Source organism: Undibacterium sp. WLX3042 (assembly GCF_049544825.1).
Lineage (GTDB): Bacteria > Pseudomonadota > Gammaproteobacteria > Burkholderiales > Burkholderiaceae_D > Undibacterium.
In genome coordinates this window covers 1217022-1232477 of the sequence record NZ_CP186698.1, presented here as the reverse complement: position 1 = coordinate 1232477, position 15456 = coordinate 1217022, and the positions used below count along the sequence as shown (strand labels likewise).

14 protein-coding genes are annotated in these 15456 nt (G+C 52.7%); 6 read left to right on the top strand and 8 right to left on the bottom strand.

Annotation, left to right across the window (positions count from 1 at the left end):
* Nucleotides 1–146: 146 nt before the first annotated feature.
* From ACPAOP_RS05560 to ACPAOP_RS05550, 3 genes are all read left to right on the top strand, one after another.
* Complete coding sequence (locus ACPAOP_RS05560) at nt 147–1748, top strand: GMC family oxidoreductase (protein WP_423709594.1); 1602 nt, start codon at nt 147–149, stop codon at nt 1746–1748.
* Nucleotides 1749–1827: 79 nt separating this feature from the next.
* Nucleotides 1828–2652 carry a D-hexose-6-phosphate mutarotase gene (locus ACPAOP_RS05555; RefSeq protein WP_423709593.1) on the top strand — a complete coding sequence of 275 codons (825 nt, stop codon included), beginning with the start codon at nt 1828–1830 and terminating at the stop codon, nt 2650–2652.
* A 237-nt stretch (nt 2653–2889) separates the two neighbouring features.
* Nucleotides 2890–5640: a M16 family metallopeptidase gene (locus tag ACPAOP_RS05550; protein WP_423709592.1), complete on the top strand. Its 2751-nt coding sequence runs from the start codon at nt 2890–2892 to the stop codon at nt 5638–5640.
* Between the two features lie 67 nt (nt 5641–5707).
* Here the strand turns inward: ACPAOP_RS05550 and ACPAOP_RS05545 are convergent, their stop codons facing one another.
* Nucleotides 5708–6349, bottom strand: a complete 642-nt coding sequence (locus tag ACPAOP_RS05545) for a YcbK family protein (protein ID WP_423679147.1) — start codon at nt 6347–6349, stop codon at nt 5708–5710.
* A 268-nt stretch (nt 6350–6617) separates the two neighbouring features.
* Between ACPAOP_RS05545 and ACPAOP_RS05540 the strand changes: the two genes are divergently transcribed.
* Nucleotides 6618–7808, top strand: coding sequence for a GIN domain-containing protein (locus ACPAOP_RS05540; RefSeq protein WP_423679146.1), 1191 nt, complete (start codon nt 6618–6620; stop codon nt 7806–7808).
* An 81-nt stretch (nt 7809–7889) separates the two neighbouring features.
* Here the strand turns inward: ACPAOP_RS05540 and ACPAOP_RS05535 are convergent, their stop codons facing one another.
* From ACPAOP_RS05535 to ACPAOP_RS05520, 4 genes are all read right to left on the bottom strand, one after another.
* Nucleotides 7890–8294, bottom strand: a complete 405-nt coding sequence (locus ACPAOP_RS05535; protein WP_423709591.1) for a hypothetical protein — start codon at nt 8292–8294, stop codon at nt 7890–7892.
* A 3-nt stretch (nt 8295–8297) separates the two neighbouring features.
* The gene (locus ACPAOP_RS05530) at nt 8298–9260 is read right to left on the bottom strand and encodes a TraB/GumN family protein (protein ID WP_423709590.1); all 963 of its coding nucleotides are present in this window, start codon (nt 9258–9260) and stop codon (nt 8298–8300) included.
* A 13-nt stretch (nt 9261–9273) separates the two neighbouring features.
* Entirely contained in the window at nt 9274–11316 is a 2043-nt protein-coding gene (locus tag ACPAOP_RS05525; protein ID WP_423709589.1) for a UvrD-helicase domain-containing protein, read from the bottom strand.
* A 129-nt stretch (nt 11317–11445) separates the two neighbouring features.
* A complete protein-coding gene (locus tag ACPAOP_RS05520; RefSeq protein WP_423679142.1) occupies nt 11446–12411 on the bottom strand; it encodes a phytanoyl-CoA dioxygenase family protein in 966 nt (321 codons plus the stop codon).
* Between the two features lie 178 nt (nt 12412–12589).
* Between ACPAOP_RS05520 and ACPAOP_RS05515 the strand changes: the two genes are divergently transcribed.
* The gene (locus ACPAOP_RS05515; protein ID WP_423679141.1) at nt 12590–13072 is read left to right on the top strand and encodes an AtaL-like protein; all 483 of its coding nucleotides are present in this window, start codon (nt 12590–12592) and stop codon (nt 13070–13072) included.
* A 125-nt stretch (nt 13073–13197) separates the two neighbouring features.
* Here the strand turns inward: ACPAOP_RS05515 and ACPAOP_RS05510 are convergent, their stop codons facing one another.
* Nucleotides 13198–13503: a hypothetical protein gene (locus tag ACPAOP_RS05510; protein WP_423709588.1), complete on the bottom strand. Its 306-nt coding sequence runs from the start codon at nt 13501–13503 to the stop codon at nt 13198–13200.
* A 21-nt stretch (nt 13504–13524) separates the two neighbouring features.
* Here ACPAOP_RS05510 and ACPAOP_RS05505 point away from each other — a divergent pair, with 21 nt between their 5' ends.
* Nucleotides 13525–14616 (top strand): hypothetical protein, encoded by a 1092-nt coding sequence (locus ACPAOP_RS05505; RefSeq protein ID WP_423709587.1) that lies wholly within the window; start codon nt 13525–13527, stop codon nt 14614–14616.
* An 87-nt stretch (nt 14617–14703) separates the two neighbouring features.
* Here ACPAOP_RS05505 and ACPAOP_RS05500 read toward each other — a convergent pair whose 3' ends face one another.
* Complete coding sequence (locus tag ACPAOP_RS05500; protein ID WP_423679139.1) at nt 14704–14949, bottom strand: hypothetical protein; 246 nt, start codon at nt 14947–14949, stop codon at nt 14704–14706.
* Nucleotides 14950–15058: 109 nt separating this feature from the next.
* Nucleotides 15059–15439, bottom strand: coding sequence for a hypothetical protein (locus tag ACPAOP_RS05495; protein ID WP_423679138.1), 381 nt, complete (start codon nt 15437–15439; stop codon nt 15059–15061).
* Nucleotides 15440–15456: the final 17 nt, after the last annotated feature.

Below are 15456 nucleotides of genomic sequence, written 5' to 3'. Positions count from 1 at the left end.
GCCATACCGTACATCGGAAAAACAAAATCAGCAAGGTGAGCATGTGAAATGTCATGCATTATGAAACAGACTCACCCTGAAAATAAAACGACAGGCCTGACGCCGGCGATGCCCCTGCGTGCAGCCTCATCCAAAGAGAGAGACAGATGAATCATATCAGCGACTATATTGTTGTCGGCGGTGGTTCCGGCGGCTGTGCCGTGGCCGGACGCCTGACGGAAGACCCGGATCTCAGCGTAACCGTACTGGAAGCCGGTGGCGGTGGCGACAGCCTGGTGGTGAATACACCGGCCGGCGTCGTTGCGATGCTGCCGGGCAAACTGAATAACTGGGCATTTGAAACCGTGCCGCAACCGGGCCTGAATGGTCGCCGTGGCTATCAGCCGCGCGGCAAAATGCTGGGTGGCTCATCAGGCATCAACGCCATGATCTATGTCCGTGGCCACCGGCAGGATTACGATCACTGGGCTGCGCTGGGCAACACCGGCTGGTCATATGACGAGGTTTTGCCGTATTTTAAGCGTTCAGAAAACAATGAAACCCATCATGACGACTACCACGGTAACGCCGGGCCGCTGCATGTCAGCGAACTGCGCACCGATAACCCGTATCAGCAATTGCTGATCGAAGCCGGCAAGCAGGCGGGCTTTCGTATCAATACCGATTTCAATGGTGCAGAGCAGGAAGGCATAGGCCTGTATCAGCTGACCCAGCACAATGGCGAACGCTGGAGTGCGTCGCGCGCGTATCTGCGGCCGCACATGGGCAAGCGACCAAATCTGCGCGTGGAAACCGGCTGCTATGTCACCAGAATTCTGTTTGAAGGCAAGCGCGCCGTCGGCGTCGAAATGCTGCAAAACGGTCAGAAAAAAACCCTGCGCGCACGGCATGAAGTCTTGCTAGCAGGCGGTGCGCTGCAAACGCCGCAATTACTGATGCTGTCCGGCGTCGGCAATGCGAATGCGCTGCAAAGCATGGGAATTCCTGTGGTGCACGACCTGCCCGGGGTTGGTCAGAATTTGCAGGATCATCCGGATTTCGTGTTCAAATATCGCGCGAAAAGCCTTGATCTGCTTGGCGTTTCCGCCGCTGGCAGTCTGCGTCTGCTACGTGAACTGGGGCGTTACCGTTCGCAACGGCGCGGTATGCTGACCTCGAACGGCGCCGAAGGCGGTGGTTTTCTGAAAACCGATCCGTCTTTGTCAGCGCCGGATATCCAGTTGCATTTCGTCATGGCGATGCTCGATGACCATGCACGCAAATTACATCTCGGTCATGGTTACTCCTGCCACGTCTGTCTGCTGCGCCCGAAAAGCATAGGCGAAGTGACGCTGGCGAAACCCGATCCTATGGCCGCGCCACTGATCAACCCGCGCTTCCTCGAACATCCGGACGATATGGAAGTCATGCTGAAAGGCTTTAAGCTGACCCGCAAACTGATGGATGCACCGGCACTGGCGAATGCCCGCAGCAGCGATTACCAGACCGCCAATGTGCATACCGACGATGAGATCCGCGCCGTCATCCGCCAGACCGCTGACACCGTGTATCACCCGGTCGGTACCTGCAAAATGGGTACAGACAGCATGGCGGTGGTCGATCCTGCGCTGAAGGTGATCGGCGTCGATGGTCTGCGCATCGTCGATGCGTCGGTCATGCCTACCCTGCTGGGCGGTAATACCAATGCACCTACCATGATGATAGGCGAGAAAGCGGCGGACATGATCAAGGCCGCACTGCGCGCGTAAATTGCTCGGTCCGGTTGCCAACAGCAGTGCTGGCTTCGCATAGAATAGCCATTCTTTTCTTCTGACGGAATGGGGCGATATGGAGTTTTATACACTGACAGCCAGCGATGGCGCCAGCAGCCGGATTTGCACACAGGGCGCGCATGTATGCTCATGGATACCGGCGCATGGTACCGAGCAACTGTTTCTGAGCAAAACCTCCGGCTACGCGCCGGGCGTGGCAATCCGTGGCGGCGTTCCGGTGATTTTTCCGCAATTCGCCAGTACCGGTCCTTTACCCAAACACGGTTTCGCGCGTACTGCTGAATGGCAATTATTAAGCCAGTCTCAGCACGATAACGGAGCAGCAGTTGCCGTATTCGGTTTGCAGGACAACACAGCCACGCTGGCGCTGTGGCCGCATCCTTTCCGTGCAGAGTTAAGCGTCAGCGTACTTGGTAATATCATGGAAATCGCGCTGACCATCCACAATACCGGCGGGCAGCCGTTCAGCTTTACCAGCGCACTCCACACTTATCTGGCAGTCACTGACATTCACGCTGCATCCCTGCATGGTTTGCAAGGATGCCGTTACCGCGACAGCCTCACCAATACCGATGACTGCGTCGAACATGCCGGATATCTGCACATCGACGGCGAAACCGACCGCATTTATGCCAATGCCCCTGCCCTTCTCCGTTTGCAGCAGCCACATCAGCATGTACAGATACGCAAACAGGGTTTCGCCGACGTGGTGGTATGGAATCCCGGCAACGCTACAGCTGGACTCAGTGACCTGGAAAGCGGTGGCGAACAGCGCATGTTATGCGTGGAAGCCGCCACCGTTCTGCAACCGTTACATCTGGCGCCAGGCGCGAGCTGGAGCGGAAGTCAGACATTGATAGCCAGCGTGCAGTCGGCGTAAAAATCGGCTAAAAAATATGCATGCTGAAATGCATCGCGTGATTTGCCATTATTATCGGCACCGTTGCCACTATGACCATTAGTGGCTATTATTGCCATTTTTAAAGATACTCCCCCTTGTTTCTAAAAAAATTGCTCTGTTGTCCTCATATTTAAAGGACGTGTGAAACATACTCCCCCCCAGTATTTAACCCGTATATTTCACGCTTATTTTGTTGTTTCTGCTATCAGGATCACTATGTCATCTCGTTCTGCTATATTTCCGTTTTCACTCACGCCGGTGTTGCGCGCGCTGGTTCTGGGCGGTGCCGTTCTGTTCACCACGCCCGCCGTGCTGGCCGATGCGCTGCCGAAAGGTGTGAGCCAGATCACCAGTGTCGAAGGTCTGACCGAATATCGCCTGCCGAATGGCTTGCGGGTATTGCTGATGCCGGATGCGACCAAACCCACCGTCACCGTTAACATGACTTATCTGGTTGGCTCGCGTCATGAAAACTATGGCGAAACCGGGATGGCGCATTTGCTCGAACATCTGCTTTTCAAAGGCACGCCGACAAATCCGAAAATCGATGACGAGTTCAACAAGCGCGGCATGCGCTCGAACGGCACGACCTCGCTCGACCGCACCAATTATTTTGAATTGTTCAAGGCCGACGATGACAATCTGAAATGGGCGCTGACGATGGAAGCCGACCGCATGGTCAATTCCTTTATCGCGAAAAATGATCTCGATACCGAAATGAGCGTGGTGCGCAATGAATATGAACGCGGCGAAAATTCACCGTTCAATGTCTTGCAAAAACGCATGCAAAGCGTGGCTTTCGACTGGCACAATTATGGCAATTCGACGATAGGCAATCGCAGCGATATCGAAAACGTCAAGATAGAAAACCTGCAGGCGTTTTATCGCATGTACTACCAGCCGGATAATGCGGTGCTGCTGGTCGCCGGTCAATTCGATACCGATAAAGTGTTGCAATGGATCAGTGCTGCGTTCGGCAAAATCGCCAGGCCAACCCGCACACTGCCGCAATTCTGGACGACCGAACCGACGCAGGATGGTGAACGCAGTTTCGTCGTGCGCCGCAGCGGTGATATTCAGATCGTCATGCTCGGCTATAAAGTCCCCGCCCGTCTGCACAGCGACCGCACCGATATCAGTTTTGCGGGCAGTATTCTGACCAGCTCCCCGCATGGCCGTTTGCATAAACAACTGGTGGAAACCGGCAAAGTAGTACAGGTATTTTCCGACAGTATAGGGATGGCGGCACCCGGCTTGCTGACCATAGGCGCGATCGTCAAAAAAGGCGAATCCGTCGACGCTGCCAAAGAGGCTTTGCTGGCCGGCATCGAGGAATTTAAAAATAATCCGCCGACCAGGGAAGAGATCGACAGGATCAAACGCAATTCGATCAATGCGTATGAAAAATTCCTGAACAACCACGAAGCCATCGGTATCGGTATGTCCGAAGCGATCGCTCTGGGCGACTGGCGCTATATGTTCAAAGAACGTGATTCAATCGATGCAGTGAGTGCCGAGCGTGTCGCTGCAGCCGCAAAACGTTATCTGGTACGCGACAACCGCACCATAGGCATGTTCATTCCGGAAGACAAGCCACAACGCGCCGAGATTCCGGCGGCACCGGACGTAGCAGAATTCATGAAAGACTTCAAAGCCAAACCATCAACGCTGAGCGGCGAGGCGTTTGATTCTTCTCCGGCAAATATTAATCAGCGCACACAAGTAGGCAAAGCGGGCAATCTGCAAATCGCCCTGTTACCGAAAAAAACCCGCGGCGAAACCGTGAATGTCGCGCTGAACCTGCATTGGGGCGATGAAACCAGCCTGCGCGGCAAATCTATTGTCAGCGGTATCGCCAATAGCATGTTAAGCACAGGCACCAGCAAATACAGCCGCGCCCAGCTCTCGGATGAAATGTCCAAACTCAAAATGAGCGGCAGCATCTTTTCATTCCAGACCACCAAAGCCAATCTGCCTGGGGCACTGGCGCTGGTAGCGCATGTGCTGCGCGAAGCCAGTTTCCCGGACAATGAATTTGCACAGATGAAAGAACGCGCCCTTGTGAATCTGGAAGCTTCGCGCAAAGAACCCGGCAGCATACTCTCGCGTGAGATGTCGCAGTATTTCAATCCTTATCCGAAAGGCGATTACCGGGAAGCCAAAACACTAGACGAACTCATTGCTGATTTCAAGGCAGTGAAACTCGATGATGTAAAAGCCTTTTACAAAGAATTCTACGGTGCCTCCAAAGGCGAGTTGTCCGTGGTCGGTGATTTCGATACCGATAGTACCAAAGCCGTGATCGCACAGATGTTTGATGGCTGGGTCAGCAAAGCACCTTACACCCGCATGGTCAGCAAACGAATTGATCCACCGGCGATACGAAAGGTATTCAACACACCGGACAAGGAAAATGCCGTTTACAGCAGCAAAATGACGCTGGCGTTGCGCGAAGACGATGCAGATTATCCAGCGCTGAGTGTTGCCAACTATATCTTCGGCGGTGCAGGTCTGAATTCCCGTCTGATGGAGCGCATCCGTCAGAAAGATGGTTTATCGTATGGTGGTGGTTCCAGCCTGAGTGCGGGTAATATCGACCCGGTCGGCAGTTTCGGCATCAGAGCCACCGCAGCGCCGCAGAATATGGAAAAACTGGAAAAGGCGATACAGGAAGAACTCAGCAAAGCACTGAAAGACGGTTTCACTGCGGAAGAACTCGCTAAAGCAAAATCCGGCATACTGCAAAAGCGTCAGCAAAGCCGTACCAGCGACAGCGGTATTGCCGGCGACTGGATTCACTATCTGTATCGCCAGCAGAACTGGTCTGAAGCGCAGGCGCTGGACGAAAAACTTCAGGCGCTGACGCTGGACCAGGTCAATGCCGCATTCCGCCGTTATATTGATCCTTCAAAAATCAGCGTGTTTATTGCGCTGGATGAAGCCAAAGCGAAAGCAGCGGCAAAGTAATAGCGAGGTAACGGCAAGACGAACAGCATATTAAAAAATCCCGGTCAATGCACCGGGATTTTTTTAATCAGCCTTTCCAGCTGCGCTGCAAACCGGTGTCGGTGTGTATCCAGCCGCCGTTTGCCGTTGCGCGATAATAAAAGCCGACGCCACCCTGACGGAAGCTGCTGATCAGGCCGCCCAGCACTTCTTCATGCAACTGAGAAATGCGGATATCGGCAGCCTTGCCATCCATGTGCAAGGATTTACGCGCAGCCGGCACACCCTGTTCTATCAGGCGTTTATTCGATTCCGGCGTGCGGTAGCCGGACAAAATTTCGAGTGGCTTGGTCATGCCGAAGCGCGCGATATAGGCCTGTGTCGCCCACAGGGTTTCGAGTAATTTCGGGTCCATCGGTGCCGACTTTTTGCCATTCACATCGCGCAATAAGTGACACAATTCCTGATAAGCAGAGTCAATCATCTCGCCGTCTTTCCAGTACAGTAATTTACTGCGTTCGCCGGATTGCGGCCGTATCAGGTCGAGAGTACGCGGTTTGACCCAGAAATCCAGATCGAGTGCCTGTGAATCGAATAAATCCGGCGGTGGTGCTAATTGCGTCGATTTCCCGGCATTGCTGTCATTGCCGTTTGCGAAGGCGGTTTCGCGAAATAAACCAAGTGTGGTCAGAACTAAACTGCTTTTGAGTATGTGGCGGCGGGTTGTCATGAGCCTGATAAATCCGTTGGTGAAGTTCTTAGAACTCATTTCATCAATAGGGATGAGTTCTATATAGTGTACTTCTCTGGCTGGCAGATGTGAATCTGTCTGCAAAATTGACCGTTGATAATCCTGATTCTGCATTCTGTCGCAAACAGCTCCCGGCCATTGCCGTTTTCACATTACACTGAGCACTATTGCAAATTTGATCCTGCGAGATCTGACCTCGAACAGATGTCAGCCCGATGTAACTTCTACTATTGATCACATTCATATCATGCTTAAATCTATCACCTGGACCAGCCTGTTCATCCTCATGCTCGCCGGATGCGACATACAGATTGATGGCAAACACATCAGCAGCGGTAAAACCGTGACCGAAAAACGAACGCTGACCGCTTTTACCAGCATAGAAAACCGCAGTTTTCTTGATCTCGTAATTACGCCCGGACAACCGGCACTCGAGATCACTGCCGATGAAAAACTGCTGCCGGAGATCGAAACCGTGGTCGAAAACCAGCGCCTGATCATCCGTAAAAAAAATGTGACGGTCACCCTAGGTAACAGTCCGCAAGGGAATATCCGCATCAGCGCCAATCAGCTGCAACAATTGTTGCAATCCGGCAGCGGGGATATCGAACTGAACGATGTCCAGGCCGAAAAATTTGAACTGACACAAAGTTCTTCCGGCGATATCAAAGTCAGCGGACACATCAAACAACTCGAACTCAGCGTCGGCGGCAGTGGCGATATCGATCTGCGGCAAGTGCAGTTAGGCAGCGCCAACGTCAATATGCACAGTTCCGGCGAAGTCAGGATGCATCAGCTGACCGATGCCCTGGTTGCCGAAGTTCGTGGCAGTGGCAGCCTGAAAGTCGATGCACTGCAAAATGCCTCTGCTAACATTCATCGCAACAGTTCCGGCGACATCAGTCTGCACGGAGACCTGCAACAATTGCAGGTCGATGCGTCGGGCTCCGGTGATCTCGATATCGACAGCCCGCAGTTAGCACTGGCCAACGTCCAGCTCAATGGTTCCGGTGATCTGATCTTGCGTGGTCATATCGCCGTGCTCAATCTTAATCTGCGCGGTTCCGGCGAAGTCAAGGCCAGCCAGCTCAGCGCCGATAATGTGCGCATCGAAAGTCATGGCAGCGGCGACCTGCGTTTTAACAGCATACGCGAAAGTCTGAAAGCAGACCTGTCTGGCTCAGGCAATCTGCATACCACGCTGGACAATGCGATGTTCGCGGAACTGATTATGTCGCGCAGCGGCGATGTCACTCTTGACGGCACGGCGAAACGGCTGGTGGCCAGACTCAGCGGTACCGGTGATTTGCACGCACAGGAATTAATACTCGACACCGCCAGCGTTAAAGTCACCGGCAATTGTGAAGCACAGGTGAATGTCAAAAAAGCGGGCGGCTCACGGGTGGTGAAAGTGGATCGCAACGGCGTTGTCAGCTGATTGTTATAACGAAGATACTGACGCAGAAATGAAAAAGCCTGATCGCATCAGATCAGGCTTTTTTTACGCCACATGACAAGTTCAACGCTTCACAATCCGGTATTCATGCTGCACCACCAGACGGCTGGTAGCAATCAGACTATTTAACCCCAGTATCAGTTGCATCAGCACCTGCCCCGGCACCAGCCAGATCTGCCCGCGCGGCGGCGACACTTGTGTTAGAGCGGTCAGTACCGGCGTGACCCATGCTGCATCCGGCGTCACATCCAGCAAAATATCGCCGTCGCTATTGGTGTGCAGATAGACTTCGCCACCGTGCAGTAAGGTAAAACACACGCCATAACCGGCCTGCGGATTTTTGCCTGCCAGCTGCTGCAATTCGCGATCATACAAATCCAGCCAGGCCTCGACATCGTTGACCGATTCCAGCGAAACCCAAGGCAGATCAGGATAATTTTTTTCTGTAGAAATAGCGTTCAATGTCATGCCTTACTTTTTTGGTGCTGTCGTTGCGGATGAAACCGTCGATGCGCCGGCTTCCGGCTTCATCTGACGTACCTGCAAGCCACGTTGTCTGAGTAAATCGGTAATGCTGTTTTTGCCGGTGATATGTCCGGCACCAACCACGATCATCACTTTTTTGCCCGCGTTCATCAAGGCCACGATCTGATCTGCCATTGCCGGGTTACGGTCATCGAGCAAAAGCTTCATGAGCTTACGCGAACCGGCATCCTTATTTGCCGTTTCTTCCAGCATCGTTGCCAATGCCTCGGCGTCACCGGCTTTCCATGCCTGCACCATCTGCGCCGTATCCCGCACGGCATCGCCATTGCTCAGACTTTGTAAAGTCATAGACAGCATCGCATCGCCATCTTCATCACTGAGACCACCCAGCATGCGCGCCTGAAATTCCAGACTTTCTAATTCCACCAGTTGCTTGCCGTCTTTCTTTGCTCTTTTGATGAAATGCAGATCCACACCCTGCGCCGGATCATAGCCCTGCTGCGCCACGATACCTATCATCAGACCCGTCGCCACCATCGCCGGTTTCAGGCTCTGAAACTGCGCGGCAGAAGCCCCTAACAATTTCTGCATGCTTTCCCAGGTCGCTTTCTGCACATGATTTTCCAGCTTGTCCGGCGCAGCATACGTCAGCAAAGGCATCATCTTGCGGCTGAATTGCGGATCGCTGGCATCCACCTCCACAGCCAGCGTATCGGCTTGTTGATACGCGTTTTGCACTGCGGCCGGCAGAGGATAAAAACTGGCTTTGGCAAGATGAAATGAGCCAAATAAATACGCTGTATTCGTCACCGATTTCACTTCCCACATAATGCCATTCGCAGGCGTCTCATCCGCTGCCTGCGCAAGACCATGAAATGCGATGGCGGCACCTGCCAGTACGCCAATGGCGCGTTTGAGTATGGGGCGCGGAAGATGAAAAAGGGGCATGATAGATTTTCTCTTATTCTGATTTAGGCTGGCTCAGCAAAGCTTTCAGATTGGCCAGCCGCTCTTTTGGTGTCAGGGCTTCGGCTTCTGTGGGAACGGCGTCGCCTTCGTCGAGTTTCATTTCTTTAATAAAGCGTGACGGATCGCAATGTACGGGCACACCTGCGCGCTTGCGTTTTTTGCACCAGGTGATGTGCAGGCTGCGCTGCGCGCGCGTGATGCCGACATACATCAGGCGGCGTTCTTCTTCTATGCGTGCCGCCAGAATTTCTATCGGCGTATCGGGGTCGCCTTTATGCGGCAAAATGCCTTCTTCGACGCCGACCAGAAACACGTGCGGATATTCCAGCCCTTTCGACGCGTGCAAGGTGGACATGCGCACAGCATCTGGCTCTTCGTCCTTGCCTTCCATCATCGACATCAACGCCACCATCTGCGTCAGATCGAGCAGGCTGCGGTGATCGTCAGTGCCGTCTTTACCGCCACTGCCTTTGGTTTTCAGCCATTGCGTGAAATCGAGCACGTTTTGCCATTTATTCTGCGCGGCGCGGTCATCGAAACTGTCGTACAGATAGCCTTCGTAATTGATTTCCTTCATCAGATCATCCAGCAATTCGCTGGCATGACCTTCGCGATGAGCATGCGCTTCAACCTGATTGATGAAGGTGCAGAATTCGCGCAGCGGGCGCAATTGGCGGTCTGTCAGTTTCGCTTCGATACCGCCCTTGAATACGGCGGCAAACAGCGAACATTGCCACTGCCCGGCGAATGCGCCCAGCACTTCCAGCGTCGCCTGACCGACGCCGCGTTTCGGTGTGGTGATCGCGCGGATGAACGCCGGGTCATCGTCTTCATTCGCAATCAGGCGCAGATACGCAATGATGTCTTTGATTTCGGCGCGGTCAAAAAAACTCTGGCCGCCGGAAATGGTGTACGGAATCCGTTCGCGCCGCAGCGCCTGTTCGATCACGCGCGCCTGATGGTTGCCGCGATACAGGATCGCGTAATCAGAATACTTGGCGCGCCGCTCAAAACGGTGCGCCGAGATCATGATCGCGACTTGCTCGGCCTCCTGCTCATCATCCTGCATGCCCAGCACTTTAACCGGATCACCGAGGCCATGTTCTGACCACAGCGATTTTTCAAACAGCTTGGGATTATTGCCAATCACGGCATTCGCCGCTTGCAAAATGCGGGTGCTGGAACGGTAATTTTGTTCGAGCTTGATAATTTCCAGGTCCGGAAAATCGACTTGCAGCGTTTTCAGATTTTCTATGGTCGCACCGCGCCACGCGTAAATCGCCTGATCATCGTCGCCCACAGCGGTAAACATCGGCTTTTTACCAACGCCGGTGACCAGTAATTTCACCAGCTCATACTGGCAGGTATTGGTGTCCTGATATTCATCGACCAGCAGATAACGCAGACGGCGCTGCCATTTGTCGCGCACCTGCTCGTTGCTGCGGAACAGCTCGACCGGCAGCCGGATCAGATCATCGAAATCCACCGCCTGATACGCCGACAGCGTGGCGACATAGCTTGCGTAGATGCGCGCCGCCGTCGCTTCGTCATCATCTTTTGCCTGCTTCAGCGCCAGCTCAGGCGTGATCAGTGCATTTTTCCACAGCGACATTGCGGTCTGTATGCGGCGGATTAATTGCTTATCGGTGGTGATCGCCAGATCCTGCACCAACGAAAAACAATCGTCGCTGTCCATAATCGAAAACCGGTCTTTCAGCCCCAGCGCCTGCGCTTCCTGCCGTAAAATTTTGACGCCCAGCGAGTGAAACGTCGAGACCGTCAGTTGCTTGGCCTGACGCGGCTCCGCCAGCAGTTTGGCGATACGCTCCTGCATTTCATGCGCGGCTTTATTGGTGAAGGTCAGCGCTGCGATGTGTTTGGGTTCGTAGCCATGCAGCTCGATCAGATTGACGATTTTCTGCGTGATCACCCGCGTTTTGCCCGAACCCGCCCCGGCCAGCACCAGACAAGGGCCGTCCATGTAGTTCACTGCATTGCGCTGGGGAGTATTCAGGCCGTGGGACATCGTGGTCATCGAAAAAATGGGGTTATATCCGGATTATCTCCATGAATTTTCATGGAGATATTATTGTGTACGCTCAGACTCAGATACAAATCATCATATTTTCGACAAGCAAACGACATCAGTGCTTCAGCGGGATCGTCAGATAGTCCAGCTCGGCAATTTATTGGTTTGTTTCAGCCATGGATAATCAAAGCAATAGCCACCGTTTTCCACTACTGCACCGCTACCGTTTTTCGCAGATGGATGCTTGTGTTCCGGTGGATATGCGTCAAGCGAGGTAAAGTGTGTCACGTAGGATCTGCGAGTTAATTCCTCATTCAGAATCTTGCTTCCTTCGTGAGATAAATTGCCGTGCCAGATAAATACGTCGCCCTTCTTAGGACAGAATACTTCTGGTTCGATACCGGCATTCTTCATCCGCTCAGCCAAATAAACCGATAATTCGTGGGGCTGACGCTGACTGTCTTGCTCGAATAAGATGCTACCTTCACCCCAATCAAAAAAATCGCTGATCTCTGTTTTGTGTGAACCTGGATAATAGACCAACGGACCTGATTCCGGATGAATATCTTCAAGAGGAATCCAGCTCGCCGCCAATTTTGCCAATTGCGTCTGGCATCGCACATACGGATAGTCGACATGGATCGACTGCTGACTTCCCTTGTAGAAAGTCAGTGACTGCAAAGCACAGGCAGGTGATTGAAATACATGTCCTAAAAAAGAAGATACTTCTTTTACCAGACTGAGCCGCGCAGCAGCCAAAGAAACCGTCTGTATGCTGTTGAACTTCACCCCATCCAGACTCAATTCCTCTTCGGAAAACTCGCCAATCGGTTTGATCACGCCTCTGAGTTCAGCGTAAAGTTCGAAATCACGATAATGTTTGCGCAGATACTCTATATCGCCGACCAGAGCATCAATTAAGTCATGCGGAACGACTTGTTCAAATGCGACATATCCTTTCTCCCGCCAGGACGTTAATTTTTCATGTAAGTCAAAATCAACGCTATCGCCATGACGTTTAACGTATTCATCAATATTGGCATTTTCCTGATCAATCCATGTAGCGGAATTGATCCAGTCTTTTGGTAAAAATTTTTTCATCATCAGTCCTAAACTTTCAACTCGTTTTGGCATGCAAAAACCTGATGGCATTATACGGGAGACAATTTCCTCTTAAGCAGATTTTTATATCTAGGGTTTGAAGAAGCGGCAAATCAATAAGACTTCCCAATCAGAGAAGAAGAGTAAACTAATGTGCATTCACTATTGAGGCATTGCCATGAAATTCGAACATTTAATCGAAATTAACGACATCCTGAATCCCTTAGCCGAAGTCATCACCCGCGAACAATTGTGGCGCGGGCTGGTGCTGCGTGCAGAGTCGCCAAAACTGTTTGTGTCTTACCTTGACGATGCGCTGATCGAAGACCGCACCGAAGCCAGCATGACCCGCACCCTGAAATACGGTGAGCTGAGCGTCACCGACACCGTGCGTTTTGTGCATCTGGAGCACGTGCATTACGATGTCCCCGCGCAGGGCGAGATACGCCAGTCATCGTTGCGTATGACGATAGAAGAGCCGCAGCCAGACTCGCTGTTTGTGCGCTTTCAATACGACGATGGTGCGACCGAAGAGCAGGACAAAGAGAACGAAATGTATAACGACTATCGCCGTTCCGCCTATCAGGCCGCCGACATCGACACGATACGGCAGATACGCGAATTTGCCGAAGCAGGTCGCCTCGACGCCTTGCCAAGTTAAGCGCCGCCCGCAATCTCGCCGATCTGTATTGGCCTGAACTGGCTTGCGCTGACCCGCAGCAAACCCAAAAACGCGGCTGTAAGGTCAAATAATACTGGGGGGGAGTATATTTTAAAGCCCAATGTTTATAAGGACATAAGGGGCAAAATGGCAGATACTCCTCCTTTTTTCATTTTTGCTGGGTATGTACAGGCAGAACAGGCCGCTATCAACAACGTCGCCAGCATCATCATCAGCAGTACCGGGCTGCGATAAACCAACGCTAAAACCGCGTAAGGCAGCGACTCCGCATCAACGCCGCAATGACCCATCAGGCACGCAGCGTGCGACCAAATTCGCATCCCCTTTGTTGCCCCGCCTGCGTGTGTCAGGCGGGATTTCTTCGTCTGCCCGCCGGATTCTGGGATAATGGCGCGAATTCCTGTTTCCACCTTCACCTTCTAAGGTTCATCATGATGAAACGTGCCGCCAAATCTGCCGCCCAACCTGTTGCTGAGATTCCGGCAGCACCCGAACCATTTCAGGCCAAAACGCTCAAACGTAAACAATTCGCCAGCACCGGCGACGTGCATATTCAGGGCGATGTGACCATCACCACGCAACTCATCGTCGGCGGTGATCTGCTGGTGGATGGCGATCTGATTGCCGAAGAAGTGTTTTGCCTCGGCAAACTCACCGTCACCGGCGATATTCAAGTGCAATCGCTGTACATCGGCCAGACGCTCGATGCGGGCGGCAATATCGATGTCGAATTCCTCGTCAAAACCGGCTGCAATGCCGAATGGATGGCGCGCGTGCTGGAACTCGATCAGCGCAAACTCAAAGAAGGTGAAAATTTTATCGATCTGCTGGTGCATCCGGCGATACTCGACCGCCAGCAACACAACGATGTGTTCGGCGGCTTTGGCGATATTCAGGGCCTGGGTTATTTGTCCTGCGCCGATCTCGATTGCCAGGGCAACCTGCAACTCGATGATGACCTCGAAGCCAGCGAAGTGCAATTCGTCGGCGGCCATCTGGCTGCCAGCGCGATCCACGTTGCCGGTGATTGCAATTGCCAGGGCGAAGTGTTCAGCGAAACCAATATCGAAGTCGAAGGCAGCCTGTTTGCCGGTGAAATCGTCTGTCAGGGCAATGTCGCCGCCGGTGCGATTGGCTGTCAGGGCGACATCAGCGCGTGGGGCAGTATCCGCGCCAAAGGCGAACTCAGCAGCCTGTTTGGTGAAATCCACGCCGGGCGCTGGATCGCCACCGCTGCCACTTTATACGCGGCGAAATATATCAAGGCAGGTGAATCGGTGATCGGTGAAAAAGGCATCCACTGCGGTAAAGACTACGGCATCTTCGCTGGCTCCACCCTGCCGCGTTCGGCGTGGGCCAAGCAAGGCATGATCTCTGCCGACAGCAAACCACGCCTGATTTTGTCGGGTGAATTTGTCGAAGGCAAAAAACTACGCCACATCGACGCACTGGAAAAAAAGCGCGATAAAGAACTCGACTGGGAAATCGCCCGCCGCGTGAAACGCGAAATGCTGGCGGAGTAAAACCGGAACGCATCTCATCCATAGGAAGAGTTCTGAAAAGCGGGCGCATCTGAGGCGCCCGCTTTTTCATGTCATCGCCGCTTTGTTTTATGCAGGGCGACCACCGTCATCCGTAATCGCCACAGACGTGATCTTCGACAAATCAATCGCCAGAAAAAGCTTCACGCCGTTTTGCTTTACTTCATAGCGTTTGAGCGCAGACGGCGGTAACTTTCCAGCGGACAGATAAGCCAGAAAATCATTCTGGAAATTTTTCAGATCCCCCTGACTGGCGAGTTCATAACTCGCAGCCGTACCGTTATTAAATTGAAGGAAAAGATTTTCGTTGCCCATTTTGTTACTCCTTTTTCTGAAGTGGCACGCAGACCACGGACATCAACGGCGGAAAACAAATAACTGAATCAACACTGCCAGCTCGAGCAAGGTCGTGAACCGGCCCACGTCAGATGATCTTGCAACGGATAACCGCATCTTCATCAAATCCATAAATCGCACACAGCCTGTGGTAGCCATCGGCAATAATCACTTTGCCGTTGCTTTCATCTCTGACCAGTAACAGCGGCGACAACGCAACGCCGTTCGCGATTTTCTTTCTGTCTTTCTCTACGTGCGAATTACTGATGCCGAGCAAAGACAATTGTGACGCCCTGAAAATATCCTTGGATTTAAACTCAACGATCGCCGCCTTTCTGAGGCGAGCGACCATGTCAGCGACCTTCTTATCGTTGTAGATAATTCTCAGATAAGAATCAGCCGCCGGATAGTCATGCTCCTCAACATCAGGCAGCCATACAATTTTTTCAGATGCACTGTTTTTAGCCATTGTTCACCTCATGAATG